Source organism: Holophagaceae bacterium (assembly GCA_016720465.1).
GTDB lineage: Bacteria > Acidobacteriota > Holophagae > Holophagales > Holophagaceae > JANXPB01.
The window spans coordinates 1-17,221 of sequence record JADKKO010000002.1; the positions used below are offsets into that span (position 1 = coordinate 1).

The 17,221-nt window shown below is 63.3% G+C and carries 18 protein-coding genes and 1 pseudogene; 12 read left to right on the forward strand and 7 right to left on the reverse strand.

Translation table 11 applies throughout. The annotated features are described in order from the left end of the window. From IPQ13_04330 to IPQ13_04360, 7 genes and pseudogenes are all read right to left on the reverse strand, one after another. Positions 1-551, reverse strand: a 551-nt coding sequence (locus tag IPQ13_04330; protein MBL0210133.1) for a ribonuclease E/G, incomplete at its 3' end; no start/stop codon positions are given. Beyond that, positions 500-922: a ribonuclease E/G gene (locus tag IPQ13_04335; protein MBL0210134.1), complete on the reverse strand. Its 423-nt coding sequence runs from the start codon at positions 920-922 to the stop codon at positions 500-502. The genes IPQ13_04335 and IPQ13_04330, both read right to left, overlap by 52 nt. 744 nt (positions 923-1,666) lie before the next feature. After that, on the reverse strand, positions 1,667-2,047 hold the full coding sequence (locus IPQ13_04340; GenBank protein ID MBL0210135.1) for an aspartate 1-decarboxylase: 381 nt from the start codon (positions 2,045-2,047) through the stop codon (positions 1,667-1,669). A 109-nt stretch (positions 2,048-2,156) separates the two neighbouring features. After that, a pseudogene (locus IPQ13_04345) lies at positions 2,157-3,039 on the reverse strand (pantoate--beta-alanine ligase). Positions 3,040-3,048: 9 nt separating this feature from the next. Next, complete coding sequence (gene panB, locus IPQ13_04350) at positions 3,049-3,924, reverse strand: 3-methyl-2-oxobutanoate hydroxymethyltransferase (GenBank protein ID MBL0210136.1); 876 nt, start codon at positions 3,922-3,924, stop codon at positions 3,049-3,051. Then, on the reverse strand, positions 3,921-6,746 hold the full coding sequence (locus IPQ13_04355) for a hypothetical protein (protein ID MBL0210137.1): 2,826 nt from the start codon (positions 6,744-6,746) through the stop codon (positions 3,921-3,923). Before IPQ13_04355 ends, panB begins: the two co-directional genes overlap by 4 nt. After that, entirely contained in the window at positions 6,655-7,353 is a 699-nt protein-coding gene (locus tag IPQ13_04360) for a hypothetical protein (protein ID MBL0210138.1), read from the reverse strand. Before IPQ13_04360 ends, IPQ13_04355 begins: the two co-directional genes overlap by 92 nt. 426 nt (positions 7,354-7,779) lie before the next feature. On the opposite strand from IPQ13_04360, the gene IPQ13_04365 reads away from it, so the two are divergent. The 12 genes from IPQ13_04365 (at position 7,780) to IPQ13_04420 (ending at position 17,220) form a co-directional block, all read left to right on the forward strand. Beyond that, on the forward strand, positions 7,780-9,252 hold the full coding sequence (locus IPQ13_04365) for a cbb3-type cytochrome c oxidase subunit I (protein ID MBL0210139.1): 1,473 nt from the start codon (positions 7,780-7,782) through the stop codon (positions 9,250-9,252). 29 nt (positions 9,253-9,281) lie between these two features. Next, on the forward strand, positions 9,282-10,556 hold the full coding sequence (locus tag IPQ13_04370) for a cytochrome c (GenBank protein ID MBL0210140.1): 1,275 nt from the start codon (positions 9,282-9,284) through the stop codon (positions 10,554-10,556). Between the two features lie 7 nt (positions 10,557-10,563). Continuing rightward, on the forward strand, positions 10,564-10,725 hold the full coding sequence (locus IPQ13_04375; protein MBL0210141.1) for a hypothetical protein: 162 nt from the start codon (positions 10,564-10,566) through the stop codon (positions 10,723-10,725). Then, a complete protein-coding gene (locus tag IPQ13_04380) occupies positions 10,726-11,787 on the forward strand; it encodes a c-type cytochrome (GenBank protein ID MBL0210142.1) in 1,062 nt (353 codons plus the stop codon). 7 nt (positions 11,788-11,794) lie between these two features. Further along, the gene (locus IPQ13_04385; protein MBL0210143.1) at positions 11,795-12,439 is read left to right on the forward strand and encodes a Rieske 2Fe-2S domain-containing protein; all 645 of its coding nucleotides are present in this window, start codon (positions 11,795-11,797) and stop codon (positions 12,437-12,439) included. After that, positions 12,432-14,081, forward strand: a complete 1,650-nt coding sequence (locus IPQ13_04390) for a cytochrome bc complex cytochrome b subunit (GenBank protein MBL0210144.1) — start codon at positions 12,432-12,434, stop codon at positions 14,079-14,081. Before IPQ13_04385 ends, IPQ13_04390 begins: the two co-directional genes overlap by 8 nt. A gap of 1 nt (position 14,082) precedes the next feature. Then, positions 14,083-14,391 carry a hypothetical protein gene (locus IPQ13_04395; protein ID MBL0210145.1) on the forward strand — a complete coding sequence of 103 codons (309 nt, stop codon included), beginning with the start codon at positions 14,083-14,085 and terminating at the stop codon, positions 14,389-14,391. Positions 14,392-14,393: 2 nt separating this feature from the next. Further along, positions 14,394-14,765, forward strand: coding sequence for a hypothetical protein (locus tag IPQ13_04400; GenBank protein ID MBL0210146.1), 372 nt, complete (start codon positions 14,394-14,396; stop codon positions 14,763-14,765). Between the two features lie 8 nt (positions 14,766-14,773). Next, positions 14,774-16,048, forward strand: a complete 1,275-nt coding sequence (locus IPQ13_04405; GenBank protein MBL0210147.1) for a cytochrome b N-terminal domain-containing protein — start codon at positions 14,774-14,776, stop codon at positions 16,046-16,048. After that, the gene (locus tag IPQ13_04410) at positions 16,045-16,461 is read left to right on the forward strand and encodes a hydrogenase iron-sulfur subunit (GenBank protein MBL0210148.1); all 417 of its coding nucleotides are present in this window, start codon (positions 16,045-16,047) and stop codon (positions 16,459-16,461) included. Before IPQ13_04405 ends, IPQ13_04410 begins: the two co-directional genes overlap by 4 nt. A gap of 296 nt (positions 16,462-16,757) precedes the next feature. Continuing rightward, a complete protein-coding gene (locus tag IPQ13_04415; GenBank protein MBL0210149.1) occupies positions 16,758-16,946 on the forward strand; it encodes a hypothetical protein in 189 nt (62 codons plus the stop codon). A gap of 76 nt (positions 16,947-17,022) precedes the next feature. Further along, positions 17,023-17,220 (forward strand): cbb3-type cytochrome oxidase assembly protein, encoded by a 198-nt coding sequence (locus tag IPQ13_04420; GenBank protein MBL0210150.1) that lies wholly within the window; start codon positions 17,023-17,025, stop codon positions 17,218-17,220. Position 17,221 lies beyond the last annotated feature (1 nt).

A 17,221-nucleotide genomic window follows, 5' to 3' on the forward strand; every position in this document is an offset into this window, starting at 1 on the left:
AAGGCTGAGACCATAGCGAGCATGCCCTCCCGCATTTCCAGTGAAAGAGCGGCGCGGAGGTCGGGGTGGACGCTGAGGCGCACGGTGGCCCCCCGCAGGTGCTCCCCTTGGCGGGCCATTTCGCGGTAGGCCTTGAGCATCACGGTCTCGGCGCTCAGCATGCGGCCCATGCCCTGGCAGTGGGCGCAGGATTCGGTGAGTTGGCGTTCCAGGGACGGCCCGGTGCGCTTGCGGGTCATTTCCACGAGTCCGAAGGCGCTGATGCGTTCAGCGCGGGCGTGGTTGCGGTCCCGCAGCGGCTCCTCGCCCAGCAGCGCCATCACTTCGTTCCGGTGGGCCTCGTCGGCCATGTCGATGAAATCCACCACGATGATGCCGCCCAGATTCCTTAAGCGGAGCTGGCGGACGATTTCCCGGAATGGCCTCCAGGTTCGTCCTGGAAGACCGTGTCCTCCAGGTCCTTCTTGCCGACGGAATTTCCCGGTGTTTACATCGACGCTCACCAAGGCTTCGGTCTGGTTGATGACCAGGCTGCCGCCATGTTTGGAGATACACCTTGGGAGAGCGCGCGGCGTCGATCTCCTTGTTCGATGCCGAAGGCTTCGAAAATGGGCAGGTCGGGGTGAAAAGCTTCACGCGCTCCACCCATTCCGGATGGAGTTTGGAGACGAACGCGATGACCTCTTCGTAGGTGGGCGGGGTCATCCACCCAGAAGCTGGCCACCTCCTCCCGGAAGAGGTCCCGGAGCACCTTCTGAAGCAGCCTGAATCCTGCCAGACGGGTTGGGCGCGGCGGGTCCTCGGCCTTGGCCTGCACATCCCGCCAGAGTTCGCGGAGGAACGCAACGTCGTTGACCAGGTCTTCGTCTTTTTTCGCCGATGGCCGCGGTGCGGACGATGAAGCCCTCGCCGGGCTGGCTATGGCTGCGGATCAGTTCCCGGAGCCGTGCTCCCGCTCCTGGATGTCCGTGATCTTGCGGGGAGATGCCCACGTGTTCGATGCTGGGCATGAATACCGGGAACCGCCCGGGGAAGCTCAGGTGCCGTGACAGCCGCGGCCCTTTGGTGTTGATGGGGTCCTTGACGACTTGCACGAGGATTTCTCGCCCTCCTTGATGGGCGGCAGGGATCGGGGATGACCGGGAACTCGAGGACCGCCGTGTCCGGCTGGTCCTCGTCCAGTTCGATCACTTCCTCGGAGCTGATGCGGTGGGCCTCGGCTCGTCGAGGGTAGAGGAATCCGTCCTTGGACGCGCCCACCGCGATGAACGCGCTTTGCATGCCCAGCAGGAGCTTGGCGACGCGGCCCTTGTGAACGTCGCCGACATGGCTGACATGGGTCCGTGCGTTCAATGAAGAGCTCGCACGGCTGGCCATTCTCCAGTAGCGCGATTCGCGTCTCCATCGGTGTCGCATTGACCACCAAGGACCGGCGGATGTACATGTAAACCCTCTGTTGAATTGGGCGGAGGGCTTGAAATTCCGAAGCCGCATCCCCGACAGCCCAAGGCCATACCAGACCAGGAGCATCCCCATTGTGGCTGAGGTCAGGAAAAAAGGGGAATTCTTTTCGCCGTTGCGAAAAATACCTGGTTCTTCGCTAGGGTGGACCGGGGTAAGGTGCCGTAACAACACAACAAAAGGACTGGTTGTCTTGCAACGGCCCCTAAGCGAACGACTTTTCGACTGGCGGCGTCCGTTCCTGGGTGGCCAGCCGGGTGATGCGGTTCTCGCCATCCACGAACACCACCTTGGGTTCCAGGGCGGCGCCTTCTTCGGCGCTCATCCAGCCGTAGTTGGCGATGATCACCAGATCCCCGGCATTGACCAGGTGGGCCGCGGCCCCGTTGATCCCGACTTCACCGGAGCCCGGAATGCCGGGGATCACGTAGGTGGAGATGCGGGCGCCGTTGGTCACGTCGTAGATGTCCACCTTCTCGTTCTCCATGAATCCCGCCGCCTTGACGAGCAGCGGATCCAGGGTGATGGAGCCGACGTAATCCAGGTCCGCGCGGGTCACGGTGGCGCGGTGGATCTTGCCCAGCAAAGTGACGCAGCATGGGGTGCCTCCTGGTCCAGGCTCCTGACGAGTCCCGGCCGACGTATAAAGATGGATCGGACCGGGCCGGATGTCAAAGCCCGGCTCGCGCCACCGATCAAGCCGACGGCCCCAGCCCCAGCAGCCCCGAGGCCTCGGGAGTTGGATTCAGGAGAATATTGTCTATAAGTCTCGTTTTACCAACGAATGCAGCCACGCAAAGAGCCGCCGTGCGGTCCACCTGGCCGGTCAGGGACTCGAGGCTCTGGGCATCCACCAATTCGCAATACTGGAGCTCGTCGACGCCCCACAGGCATTCCTGGGCCAGGTCGAGGAGTCGCGCGGCATTCCTTTCGCCTGCGCGGAAGGCAGCTTCAGCAGAGAAGAGGGCGAGGCTGATGCTGAGGCCCGCTTGCGCTCGTCGGGACTCAAATACACGTTGCGGCTGCTCATGGCCAGGCCGTCGGGATTCCCGCAGGGTGGGGACCACGGCGATGTCCACGGGCAGGTTCAGGTCCCTGACCATGCGCTTAAGGACGGCGGTCTGCTGCAGATCCTTCTGGCCGAAGAAGGCCAGGTCGGGCTGCACCATGTTGAAGAGTTTCGCCACCACCGTGGCCACGCCCCGGAAATGGCCGGGGCGGTATTTCCCGCAGAGTGGCTCCGCCACTCGGCCCGGTTCGATGAAAGTCTGGAAATTGGGGGTACATCTCCGCGGTGTCGGGCAGGAACAGCAGGCTCACGCCCAGTTTCAGGCACAGGCTCTGGTCCGCTTCGAGATCCTGGGGGTATTTGGACAGGTCTTCGTTGGGCCCGAACTGGGTGGGGTTAACGAAAATGCTCACCACGGTCTCGTCGCAGCGGCTCTTGCATTGGCGGATCAGGGAGGCGTGCCCCTCGTGCAGGAAGCCCATGGTGGGCACGAAGCCGATGCGGAGACCCTGCTCGCGCATGGCCTTTACGGCAATGCGAAGCTCAGCAACGTTGTGGACGACGCGCATGGGAATCCATCACTCCTGATCGGGGTTCTCTGGGCGCCAGTGCTCGATGGCGCGGGTCACGGCGTTGGGGGAGTGGGACTCCGCTTCGCCCGGAAAGGCTCCTTCGCGGACATCCTCTGAAAATTGCTGGAGCGCCTTGGAAAGCAGCTCGAATCCATCGGCATAGCGGCGGACAAATTTGGGCGGCTTGCCCGGAAGGAGGCCGAGCACATCGTGGATCACCAGCACCTGGCCCGAACAATGGGGCCCGGCGCCGATGCCGATGGTGGGCACCTCGAGCGAATCCGTCACCCGGCGGGCCAGTTCCGCGGGAATGCCCTCAAGCAGCACGGAAAAACAGCCTGCGTCCTGCAAGCGGGTTGCGTCCTCCAGGATCTGGAGGGCGTGCTCGCTGTCGCGCCCCTGGACCTTGAAACCGCCCATGGCATGGAAGGACTGGGGCGTCAGCCCGATGTGTCCCATGACGGGGATTTCCGCATCCACCAGGGCCTTCACCACGGGCAGGCGCTTGGCGCCGCCCTCGAGCTTCACCGCCGCCGCGCCGCGGCGGATGAAATCGCCGGCGTTGCGGATGCTGTCCTCGAGGCTGAGGTGGTAGCTCAGGTAGGGCATGTCGCCCATGAGCAAGGCCTTGGGTTTGGTGCGGGCCACCGCCTCCAGATGGTGGTTCATCATGGCCATGGTCACCGGCAGGGTGTTTTCGAAGCCGAGGCAAACGTTTCCGACGCTGTCGCCCACCAGGATGATGTCCACGCCCGCGGCCTCCGCCAGGAGGGCCGTGACCGAATCATAGGCCGTGGTCATCACCAGTTTGCGGCCTTCGGCGGCCCAAGCCCGCAATTGGGGAATGGTCACGGCTTGGGTGGCGGGGCTTTCATGGCTCATGGCAGATGCTGGGTCGGGCTGGAGGGCGATGGGGTCGGCGTGGCGGGGGGAAGGTTGGCGGTGCTGGCGGTCCAGTCGGCGAGCGGGTCCACGCGTTCAGGAAGGATGAATCGCAGCCCGGCGGATTCCACCGCCTGCCTGAAGCGGTGGATGTCCGTGCGGCCAAGGAAGAGGGTCTCATGGCTCTCGGGCACCCGGGTCCAGAGTTCCTGGAAACTTTGGAAGGCATCCTGCAGTTTGCCGCGGGCGCCCAATCTCTCTCCGCGCTTCAATAGGAGATCCGCGCCCTGGGCCGTGGCTTCCAGCACGATGGCCGGGAACCGGAGCTCGCGGGCGGCGGCGCCGACCTCGCCCCAGGTCATGAGGGTTTCGGTGGCGACGGCCTCGTTCATTTCCGTGGTGGTCAGCAGGAGCGCGTGGGCCTTGTGCCATTCGAGTTCCAGCCACCTCGAGCCGCTCCCTCCACGGGGCCCTTGAGCAGTTCGAGCAGCGTCCAGCAGGTTTCCAGGGCGCTGGAATTCTTGCTGCGCATGGATTCCTGGGCTTCGGCCTGCAGGTGGCGCAGGAGTGAAAGCCGCTGCCGCCACACCAGGCCCGGAGGCCTCGTAGAGCAGCGCCGCATTCTGGAACAGCCTGGAAGCATCCCTCCATGAGGACTGGAAGGCCGCGACTTCCCGCCTGGAGAAAGACCTGGTCGCCTTGCTCCAGCGGCGTGAGGCCCTGCTGGGGCAGCATGAGGACCTGGAGCAGCGTGTGCTCCGCCTCCACGAAATCCCCCAGGGCGGCCAGCGTGCGCGCCCCTCCAGATCCGCGTGTGGGTCGTGAGGACTTGGTCTTCGAGCCGCTGGAAGCGCTCCAGGGCCAGATCCAGGTGGCTGAGGGCCGGGCCGAGCCACTGCTGTACGCTGCGGAACATGCCGAGCGCCAGATGGCTTTTGGCCTGCCCCTCCAGGCTGCCCTGGACGCGGGAGGTGCGCAGCGCCTCCCGGAACAGCGTGTGGGCCGCCTCGGGCTGGCCCTGGGCCTGGTACACGTGGCCCAGAGCGATGTTCACCCCCACCAGGCCCTTGAAGTTCTGCTCGTGCTCCAGGAGCCGCTGGGCGCTTTGCAGCATGGCCACCGCCCGCTGGAACTGGGATTGGTGGGCCAAGGCCTGTCCCAACTCCAGCAGCAGGGCCATCTGGTCTTCCCGGTTGCCCTTGGCGCCGCTCGAGCTGAGCAGTTGCAGGCCTTCTTCCAACGCGAAGGCCTTTGTGATGGAACCCTTGAAGCAGATAGACGCGACCCAGGGCCAGCCTCAACCGCGGCTGTTCCGGATGCAGCGGATGGTCCACCAGCAGCTCCGCGGCCTGGTGGATGGAGGTCTGGGCGTCCACGAAGCGGCGCATGCGGATTTCCTGCCGGGCTTTCTTCCGCAGCAGCCTGGCCATCTGGCTGGCATGGGCGCCATCCGGTGTTTCGGGAATCCCCTCCATGGCGGCGATGGCGAGGCCAAGGGATTCCAGCACCTGGGGCGCCGAGGGCGACGAGGCCCAGGCATCTGCGAGGAATTCCCAAAGGCGCACCTGCTGGGGCGGGGTGGGGTGGAGCTGGAGCGCCTGGTCCACGATCCGCTGGGCTTCCAAGGGGGGCAGGGACTGGGATTCGATGGCCTGCATCACCTGGGCCAAGGCCGAGCTTTCATCATTGGCGAGGGAATTCAATCGCACGCTGAGCATGGCGCGCCCGTCGGGCTCCATGGCGCCCAGCAGGGCCCGGGCCAGGCGTTTGAGTTCCGGCTGGGGCGTATTGGAAAGGACCAGCTCCCGCAGCCGCACATCGGGGATGCTGGCGCGGGAATCCTGCATCTGCACCAGGCGGGAGTTGACGGCCGCGGCCAAGGCGTCTTCCAGGGGATCGCCGCCCAATCCAAGCGCCGCGCCCAGCACCTGGGGATCCAGCGGGTGGTCGGCCAGGGCGAGCAGTCTGACGAGCACGCTGGCGGCGGGACCCAGCCTGGAGAGCCGGCCCATGAGGATCTGGCCCACCAGGTCCTCCTGCGCCCGGGGCGTGCGCCGTTTCCCGGGCGCCAGCACCCAGCGGCCTCCGTGGGAGGCGATGGTCCCCTCCTGCTGGGCCAATTCCAGGAAACTCAGCAGCAGCCCAGGGTTGCCCAGGCTCAGGCGGAACAGCTCCTTCTGGTAGTCCTTGGGCAGATCGTGGGGCCCCAGCAGGTCCCCCAGGATGTCGTGGAGGTCTTCGTCCTCCATGCGGTCCAGGTTGACCACCGAAATTTCCTGGGAATCCCCGCGGAAGGCCGAAAGCAGGGGCTTCAGGTGGGGGCTGCGGGTTGCGCAGAGCAGCCAGGGGATCTTGGAACTGAGCACCAGGTCGCGCACCAGGCCGAGGGTTTCGTTGGAAGCGCGCTCCAGGGTGGAGAGGTGGACCAGCCGATGGTGGATGGACATGGCGAATTCCATCGCGGTCAACGCGGCCTTGATCTCCTCGGTCTCCACGGGGCCCCCGGGGGACTTGGTCCTTCCGCCGGTCAGGAAGGCGAAGGCAGGCACGCGGCGGGAAACGGTCCGGGCCACATCCGGCTTCTGCGCATAGAGTTCAGCTTCCGCGCCGAAGAGGATGCTTTGCAACAGGCGTTCCAGGAAAGCGCCGGGCTCCTCATCCAGCAGCGTTTCGAGATGGTGGACCCAGATGCCTTCGGTCTGGGCGGAGGCTGCGGACCAAGCCGCCAGCTCATCCTGGCCGAGCCCTTCTTCGCCTTGGATCACGGTGACCCGCTCCATGGGGGCCGGCGCGCTCAGCCCGAACATCAGGGACTTGAGCACCGTCATCTCCTGGCCGCGGCCGCGGATGGGCGCCGTGGGCGGATCCGGAGAGCTCGCGGGGCTGCTCGAAAGGAAGGGATACGGGGCCCGTGGCCGGCAGGGTCTCCAGCGCGTTGAGCTCCTCCATGAAGGCTTCGAAGGTACGGGGCGGTGTCCCGATGACCCGCGGGATCAGGGTGAGGCCAGGTTTCATGCCAATGACATCAGGGCTGAGCAGCCGCGGGTGGGAACTCTGGGCGAGGATTTTTTCCACATGCTTCCCGAATGCCTTGCGCTGCGGCGCGGTCCATTCCGAAGCCAAGCGCGGCAGGGGGGTGCCCGGGAGCTCCTGGAGAAACCAGATCTGGGTCTCATCGAACCCGAAGCGGCAGCCGGAGGGATCCCAGGGCTCGCCATCCAGGAAGCGGCTAAGGAAAGTTTCCTTAATCTGGTCCAATTCCTTGTCGGAGGGCCTGGGATCCCAGATCTGCAATAGAAAACGCGCGCCGTCGCCCTCCCGCCGGACCAGTTGCCAGGCACAGGCCGCGTGGCCGGGCGCCGCTTCCGAGGAAGCCAGATTCGCCACCCAGGCATAGCGCTGTCCCCCGAGGATCCGAGGAGCGGTCATGGGGGCCCCCGTCTGGCGAGGCCGGCATCCAGGTCGATGAGGGGGAGCATGGGCGCGAGTGTACCAGCCTACGTCGTCCCGCGTCCGACATATGCGGCCGGGACTGCGCCCCGGAAGGCATCCGGCCGGGCCGCCGGGCTCCTGGTGCATCCCGGGGGGCAGGCGCGGGCGGCTCCTGATTCTGAGATCTTTTCTCTGGACCAGTCCCCCCCGCTCATTTCAAACTGTCATACACCAAGCGGGGAATGGTCGGCCATGGATCACTTTGTTGAGCCTTAGGGTTGCACCTGCCCTTCGCGACGGCTCCGATCCGGGGCCGTTACCGAATAACCAGTGCAGCCCTGGTTTTTTATAACGGCCCTGTATGCCGGGCCACCGTTCGAATCACCAACGTTTTTCTGCCGCAACGGCTTGGGGAATCCGCCCATGGAAGCGAGACTCGACACAAAACTAGATGCTGGGTTCGGAAGCTGGTGGGACCGCTTTCTGGCCTGGCTGGACGTGGAACACAGCGCTTCCAAGCGATTCATGATCTCGGGAGCGATCTGGGTGCTGGTGGGCACGCTGTTCGGCCTGATCGCGGCCACTGAATACTATGCGCCGGACCTGGTCCACGGCGTGGCGCAGCTCAGTTTCGGCCGACTCCGCCCGACCCACATCAATGTGGTGGCCTTTGGCTTCATCTCCATGTCGACAGTGGGGGCCATCTTCTACGTGATCCCCGAGCTCTGCCGCACCAAGCTCCATAGCGAGCGGATCGGCAACATCCTGATGCTGGCCTGGAACGCGGTCATCGTCGCGGGAATGCTCTGCATCACCAACGGGATCACCGAGGGCCGGGAATACGCCGAAATGCCTTGGTTCCTCGACATTCCGTTGCTGGCCGCACTGCTGGCCTACTGCTGGCTCGTCTGGATGACGGTCTTGAACCGCAAGGAAAAGCAGCTCTACGTGACGACCTGGTACGTGGCCGGCACCACCATGTGGTTCCCCATCGTCTACATCATCGGCAACAAGGTGTTCTTCGACGTCCCGGGGGCGGGCGACGCTATCGCGAACTGGTTCTATGGCCACAACATCCTGGGCCTGTGGTTCACCACCAACGGCATCGGCCTGACCTACTATTTCCTCCCCAAGATCACCAAGAACCCGCTCTATTCCCACCTGCTCAGCATCGTGGGGTTCAGCACCATCGCCATGTTCTACACGCCCACGGGCACCCACCACCTGCTGCAGAGCCCGGTTCCCGAATGGCTGAAGGCCGTGGCCGTGATCTCCTCGATCATGCTGCTCGTTCCCGTGATGAGCGTGCTGGTGAACTTCTTCCTCACGATGAAGGGCAAGTGGGGCATGCTGGGCACCAATATCCCCCTGCGGTTCATCATCACGGCCATGTGGTTCTACCTGCTCACCTGCTTCACGGGGCCCTTCCAGGCGACGCGGTGGATCAATTGGTATCTCCACTTCACGCATTGGGTGGTGGGCCACGCGCATTTCGCGCTGCTGGGGACCTTTGGATTCATCGCCTGGGGCGCCATCTACTATTGCGTGCCGCGCGTGAGCGGCCGCCAATGGTACAGCCGTCGCCTGGCCAACGCCCATTACTGGCTCTCGCTGGTGGGCACGGTGATCATGATGACCTCCCTCACCATCGCGGGCCTCATCCAGGCCGCGGCCTGGGAGGAAGGCACCCCGGTCTACCGCGGCGTCATCATGGTGGCCCCATTCATGGCGATGCGCGCTTTCTCGGGGCTCCTGATCGTCACGGGGCAGCTCCTCTTCGTCTACAACGTGTTCAAGACCTTGGTCTTCAAGGAGGACCCGCTTGAAGATCCGCTGGAAGAAGCTGCGCCAGCCACGGCGGCTGCGCCGGCCCTGTCCTCCACAACCCAAGCCTGATCCGCACCCAAGGTAGAGGAACCCCCACGATGAGCACTACCCGAGCCAACTATCTATATCCCTCCATCGGCATGGGCTTGATCCTTTCCAGCATCATCTTCGTGGTCGTGCTGGTGCCGCGCATGACCTTCAGGCCCGCCCAGCCCAAGGACCTCCGCGACTACACCGCGCAGGAGCTGCGGGGCCGCGAGATCTACAAGCGGGAAGGCTGCTGGTATTGCCACTCCATGGTGAGCCGCCCCCAGGATTGGGACCATGGCCCGAAATCCAAGGCTTCGGACTATTTCTACGATGCCTACCACATGATCGGCTCGGAACGATCCGGTCCGGACCTGGCGAACATCGGCGGGAAATTTCCCGACCAGTACCATATGCTGCACCACCAGAACCCGCGCTACGTGAAGCCCGGTTCCAACATGCCCCGCTTCGACTACCTGTCCAACCAGGAACTCATCGACCTGACGGCCTATCTCCAAGGCCTGGGACCCGATGGAACCCGCGCGCTGGATCCTGAAACGGGCAAGCTGAGGCACGCGCGGCTGGAGCCCTTCACCTGGACCACCGGTCCGTTGAAGGGCACCCAGGAAACCCTGGCCAAGTGGAACTACACGCCTTCGGAGCAGGAGGCGCGGAACAACAAGCGGTACGAGGAGCACATCGAGGTCCCCTACAAGTACAGGATGGAAATCGAGGAACTGCTCTTCGGCACCAGCCACGATGCCCAAGCCGCGCGGGGGACGCTGCTGGTGATCGTGAACAAGAACCGGATCAACGGGATCGACGTCACCGAGGAATCCCTGGAGAAGAAGCGGGAGGAAGACCCGCTTTTCTCGGCCTGGACCGAAATCGATTTCAAGGAACCCGCGGTGGAACCCACGGATCCTCTCGAGATGAAAGCCCTCATGACCAAGAGGAAATACGCCAACTACGGCAAGGGCCTGTTCAACAACCAGTGCGCGGCCTGCCATGGCCTCGACGCGGACGGCCACGGGCAGGCGGCTTTCGGCATGACCAAGCGGCCGGCGAATTTCTGGGATGAGAAATTCCAGCGCTACAACGTCGATACGTGGTTCTGGCGCATCAGCCGGGGCGTGCCCGCCACGCAGATGCCGCGCTGGGAGTACACGCTCACGGCCGAGCAGCGCCTCACGCTGGCGGCCTTCCTGAAGTACGTGGCCCGCAACAAGGGCTTGGGCAAGCTGAAGGGCATGGAAAGCGATTACAGCCAACTGCCGAGCCAGACGGCCCCGGCCCCCGCCGGCCCGGCGCCTTCCGCGAAGCCAATTCCGGCTAAGGCCAAGTGAGGTCACCATGGCAACCGATCCAATGAAGAATCCACATGATGAAGAGCCGATGGAAGAGGTCTCCGGCACCAAGATCGGCCATGGGAAGGCTCCCTTCGCCCTCGTCATCCTGTACCTGATCATTCTCGTCTGGGCTGTGCTCGCCTGGATCCGTCCCAGTGGAACTTAAATGACGACGCGATTCAAACTCCCGATCCCATTTTCGGCCGTGTCCACAGCCCTGGCCATCCTTCTGGCCTTGGCCGCCATCGGTTGTTCAGACCATGGCCTGACTACAAAGAAATCCGCCCAAAGCGGTCCCGCAGGCCTCACCAAGGCCGAAGGCGGCGGCGCGCCCAGCCTGGAAATCGGGTCGGATTCGGTGTTCTATCCCAACAACATGCCCTCGGCCCTCAAGGGCCGCCAGGTCTACAACGCCAATTGCGCCACCTGCCACGGCACCTACCTGACCGCGCAGGAGCGCCTGGATCTCTCCAAGGAGGCCGCGCTTCCCGCTGATAAGCAAGTCGTGCGGAAGGGCTTGGAGAAGGAAGGGCGGATGCCGGAGACCGCGCCCCTCAACGGGCCGAATTTCAATGAGCGTAATTGGCGTTTCCAGCGCACGCCCGGGCAGCTCTTCCAGTTGATCGCCTATGGTTCGATGCCCGAGAAACTGGGCATCCCGAACGCGAAGCTGATCCAGCATCCGGGCCCGGTCCTGGGGCCTGACAAGAAGCCGCTGAAGGATGCCAGCGGAAAGCTCCAGTACAAACCCGGTCTTGGCTGGATGGATTCGATCCAAACCCAGCGGGGCGGCTTGGAATTCGTGTCAGGGGACTCGGTCCCCGTCTGGGATTCCGTCTTCTACGTCTGGAGCCGCTCCATCGCCGCCAAGGGCGTCACCAACTTCAGCGATGTCTGGAAGATCTACGGCGAGAACTGCAGCGTCTGCCATGGCGACATCGCCAAGGGCAACGGGCCGTTGAGCAGGCAACTGAATCCATTGCCCTTCAATTTCCAGAACCGCAAGGCGATGGCGGAAACCACCGACCAGTTCCTCTTCTGGCGCATCTCCGAGGGCGGCCAGTTCCGGAGCATCCCTCCATCGATCAAAGACACCATGTCCTCGCAGGCGCTCGGCCTTTACGTCCATCAATGGTCCGCCATGCCTTCCTGGCGGGGCATGCTCACCGAAGAGCAGCGGTGGATGCTGGTGGATGGCGTACGCAGCAAGACCTACGAGCACGAGTGAGGGTGAGATGCTGACCGAAAACCAGAGACGCCTGTTCCTCAAGGGGGCCACGACCATCCCGATCCTGGGTGGCGCGGTGCTCGCGATGCACACGATCATGCGGTTCTTCAAGCCCACCATGGCCGGGGGCTTGAAGTCCGCCATGGCTCCGCCCGACGAGGCCGGCAGCGCGGACCAGATTGTGGCGGAGCTCTCGGACCTGAAAAATCCATGGGACTACAAGGACTTCATCTACGTCCGCACCTCGGTGGAATACAGCTCCCAGAAATCCCAGGGCGCCAAGATCCCGGGGTTCGTGGTGCGGCTGCCCGACGATGTCCCCGGCGTGGACCCGGCCGACCAGAAGACCTGGTTCGTCGTGGTCCAGCGGATCTGCCCGCACCTGGGCTGCACCTTCAATTTCATCACCAACCCGTCGGAACTGCACGGCGGGTACAACTACAAGCCGCCCGAACCCGTCCATCCCTATTTCGCCTGTCCTTGCCATCTCTCGGTCTACGATCCGACCCGCAAGCAGGACAACGGGACCGGCACGCTGCTGCGCGGAAAAGTCGTCTCGGGACCCGCTCCGCGTCCACCGCGATTCATGAAGTTCGATATCAAGGGCGGCCAAATCGTCATCACCGATACGGAAGGAGGCGGCGTTGGCTGACTTTCTCGAACGCATCATCCTCTGGTTCCTGGGCCGCCCGGCCTGGTTCCGCAGCCTGCTGCCGCAGCGCGGGGTCGTGGGCCAGCTTTGGCATTGGTTCTGGAACCTGGGCCCGAGCCTGTGGGGCTGGCTGACGGAGCGCTGGGACAAGATGGACCTCTTCGACGAATCCCACGTGGAGAAGGCCAAGACCAACCCGTGGTACAGCATCGGGGGCATGTGGTACTGGGTCTGGATCATCGTCATCGTCAGCGGCGTCGTCCTGATGATCTTTTACATCCCGGTCACGGATCAGGCCTTCCGTTCCGTCGAGGAGATCCAAGCCAACTGGAAGTGGGGCCTGATCCCCATCGGCGCCATCACGCGGGGCCTCCACAAATACGGGGCGGACGCTTTCATCATCCTGGCCACCATGAAGTGCTACCGCATCTGGTTCACAGGCGACTACAAGAAGCCCAATGAGCTGAGCTTCATCATCGCGATGCTGCTGCTCATCATCGGCATGTATTCGGGATTGACGGGCTACCTGCTCATCTGGAACCAGCGGGCCCTGTGGGCCACCAAGGTGATGGCGACCTTCCCCACCTACCTGGACCTCAACCCGAGCTGGATACCGCTCGGCGATTTCATCAATTCCACGAACCAGGGCAAGACGACCGCCCAGATCCTGCTGGGCGGCACGTCCATCGGCCCTGCGACCGTGACGCGCTTCTACGCCTTCCACTTCATGCTGAGCTTCATCCCCATGATTTTCTTCGAGCTGCGGGTCTACCACCGCGGCTTCAAGCGCATGAACATCAGCAATTGGGCCAAGTTCGCGGTGTTCGCAGTGATCCTGGCCGTGGTCATCATGATCCCCGCGGCCCAAGGCAGCCCCGCGAATCCTGAAGTGACGCCCAACCCGATTCTGTCGGATTGGTACTTCCTGGCCATGTACCACATGCTGAAACTGCAGGATCCCTACCTGGCCACGGTGCTGACGGTGGGCGTGCCGGCCCTGGTGCTGGCGGCGCTCTTCCTGGACATGCGCCCGGAGAAAGAATGGGGCAAGCGCCAGATCGCCAATTGGATCGGCATCGGCGGACTGATCTACTTCATCGTCTTCAGCTTCCTGATCATCAACAGCATCGCGGATCTCCACCGCGACGCGCCGCTCTGGTACTACTCCATGGGGTTCTTCCTCCTGATGGGCTATTTCCAGGATTGGGGCTACGTGATGAAGCGGGACAACAAGAAATGGTGGGAGACTTTCCACATTTTCTTCGTGGCCTTCATCCTGATTTCCATGTCGGCCAACACGCTTTACCACTATTTCGGCGACATCCGCGAGTGGAACCAGTCCGCCAAGTCCGCCGCGGCGCAGCTCATGGCCGCGAACCCAGGCATGACCCTGGATGTGGCCTACGACCGGCTGGAGCACTTCAGGCCCGCCCTGAACCTGTGGAAGACGCCTGCCGCCGCCTTGGCAGGCGGGCACCCCAAGGGCATGGAGCTCTGGAAGGTGCATGTGTTCGGCTGGCTGGCCTGCATCGTGCTCGGCACCTTCATCGGCCTTTCGCGATGGGCCTCGAAGAAGGACGCCGAGACCGCGGCCGCAGCGGCCAAAGCGGCCGCCGCCAAACCCAAAGCCGCGGGAGCCTGACGTGTACAATCGGCGGCGAATCCAGATCAGCAAATGGACCGCAGTGGTCTTCGGGATTGTATTCCTGAGCCAGACGATCGCCCGCTGGCGGGCCTTTTTTGCGGGTCCCACGATGCTCACCTATGTGGCGATCATCGCCACCGGAACGCTCTTCCTCCTGCTCCTGGCGGCCCTCGCGATCGTCGTCTACGCCGAGGAAAAAGCCAAGGGGACGCTTCAGCTGCGCAGGTCCTGGCTGGACCGCTGGGCCGACCGCTTCTTCCTGCTCCATTCCGACTCCCACCACTCAACCAAAACGACTAGGGGTTGACCGTGAAAACCCGCAATGTATTCGGCACCATCTTCCTGGTCACGGGCCTGGGGATCTTTTTCGTGCTTGGAGCCAACAGCATTTCCGCCGAGCTCCATGACGTGATCCACGAGGCGCCCCTGGGCGGCAAGCTCCGGCAGGAAAAAGCGCCCGCCATCGTCAATAAAGTCGTGGATGGCGCGCTGACGAACAACTGGGCGACCGTGGGCGACCTGCCCCACATCAAGGCCCTGAGCGGCGGCGTGAGCACGAACGACAATCCCTTCCAGCAGTTCAACGTCGTGCGCTGGCTGGGCTGGGCTTTCATCTGGGCGGCCCTCATGGAAGTCGGCGCCGCCTATCTTTCGCATACCAAGACCCGCGTGGAAGAGTAGGGGCAGGCATGTACAAGAAGTTCCTCAGTCTCACCAAGAACCTGACAGTCAGCCTTGAAAAGGGGCTGAACCTCTTCACCACCCAGGAGAACAATCCCCTGTATTTCCACGGGGCCTTGCCGCTGTACACCTTCTGGTTCCTGATCTTTTCGGGAATCATGCTCTGGATGTACTACATCCCGACCCTGGACCGCGCCTGGACCTCGGTGAACTACATCACCTCGCTGCCGGTCCTCCTGAAGGATGCCAACGGGCAGCTCCTCCTGAAAAACGGCATTCCGGTGGTGGCCGCGATCTCGCCCGCGACCGGCATTCCCTACGGTGCCGTGGTCCGGGGCATCCATCGCTGGGGCGCCGCGGCGATGATGATCACCACGATCCTCCACATGCTCCGCGTCTACTTCACGGACCGCCACCGGTCCTGGCGCTGGCTGCCCTGGGTCTCGGGCGTGCTGCTGCTCATCTTCGTGCTCTTCGTGGGCATCACGGGCTACCTGCTGGTCTGGGACGCGCGGGCCTACTCCCTGGTGGTGTCGACGCAGCGATGGCTTGAAGCGGTGCCGCTCATCGGCCAGGGGCTCTCGGCCTTTTTCATCGGCGGCGATGCCATCCGCGATTTCACGCTGACCCGGTTCTTCTTCTTCCACATCGGCGGCGCGACCTTCATTTTCTGGCTCATCTGGATGCACTTCATCCGCCTCCACGAGCCGGTGGTGACCCCCAGCCGGGCGGTGAATTTCCTCACGCTCGGATTCATCCTTGTGGCCGCCGGCGTCTACCCGGCCGTGAACGTCACCAACGACCTCATCGCCCAGTACCCGGTGCTGGCTGGCGACAAGGGCTTCATCCCCTCGGACGCCCCGGCCCAGATCGGCTACCTGGTCGATGTCATCCGGTACGACGCCTGGTACCTGTTCCCCTACTACCTGATGGAGAAAGTCGGCGTGAACTGGGCCTGGATCATCCTGGGCTCTGCGACCATCCTGCTGTTCGTGGCGCCCTTCTACCCCAAGGACCGCCGCGACAACATCGCCGAAGTCGTCGAAGCCAAGTGCACAGGCTGCACCTTCTGCTCCCTGGATTGCCCCTTCGAGGCCATCACCATGCAGGAGCGGGCTCCGGGATCCAAATTCAAGCTGATCGCGGTCGTTTTCGCGCCCCGCTGCTCCGAATGCGGCATCTGCGTCGGCGCCTGCCCCTTCCAGGCCATCGAACTGCCCAACACCCACTCCAAGACCATCGAGGCTGATGTGCTGGCCCTCCTCAAGACGGGTGCCCAATGAGCGAAATCCAATCCGCCATCCCAGTGGAAAAGAAGAAGAGGGTCATCGTGGGCTTCGTCTGCGAACGGAGCATTCCCATCCACGACATGATGGGCCCCCACAAAGCCCTGGCCGATGATCCCGAGACGAAGATCATCATCCTGCCCTGTTCGGGCATGGTGAAACCCACCCAGATGGAGCTGGCTCTGGCCAACGGCGCCGACGCGACTTTCGTGTGCGGCTGCGCCATGAACGACTGCCACTACCGCACGGGCAACATCATGATCCGCGAGCGGCTCGAAGGCGAGCGCAACCCCAAGCTCCGCAAGTCCACGGACAAACGGAAAGTGGGCATGTTCTTTTTCACCATGAAGGACAAACGTCCTTTCCTGGACGCCCTGGCCCAGTTCAAGGCCTCCACGGAAGATCTATAAGGAGGCGAGGATGGCCGCGCCCAAGAAAGCCGCCGAACCCAAAGTGAGCAGCTACATCGTCATGCTGCGCTATGTCCTCTTCTACCTCTTCTTCTTCGGCGTGCTCTACCTCGTGGGCATGTTCGGCGAAGTGGCGGAAAGTTAGGAGCCGTAAGGGCCCGGCCAGCGCATTTCTGGCCGGGTCCTTACGGCTCCTTATGTCGGCCGCAGGCCGACGCGATGGATGGTGCTCAGCGGAAATTCGAAGTCCGTTACCGCGCCTCGCTCCATAAGAAGTATCAAGCAGGAGTTTTGACATGACCGAAAACACGCATTCCGAACATGAACCCGAAGTCGAGTCCACACCCGAGCCGCCGGTTTCCGTCCTGCAGATCCTGAAGGAAAACTGGGTCCTGGCCCGCTCCTTGATCTTCTTCCTGCTCATGCTTTCCGTGCCCCTGCTCATCGCCTGGAAATACGACCTCTTCCTGGTGGCGAACAACTAGGCGCCCACGCGCCGCAGCGGCCAAGCCCGGCATCCCGGAAAGCCCCCAACGCAACATTTTCTGAAAGGAGGGACGCGTGGAAACCACGAACTGGACCCTCATCATCGTTTTCACGACCGTGGGCGTCGCCTTCGCCGCGGGCTTCGTCATGTTCGCGTTGTGGGCCATCCGCGCCGGCCAGTTCAAGGACGTGGAGGGCGTGAAATACCGCATGCTGGAAGACTTCAATCCCAAGAATGTGAAGACGGAAGGCAAGGACGAATTCCAGGCATGAG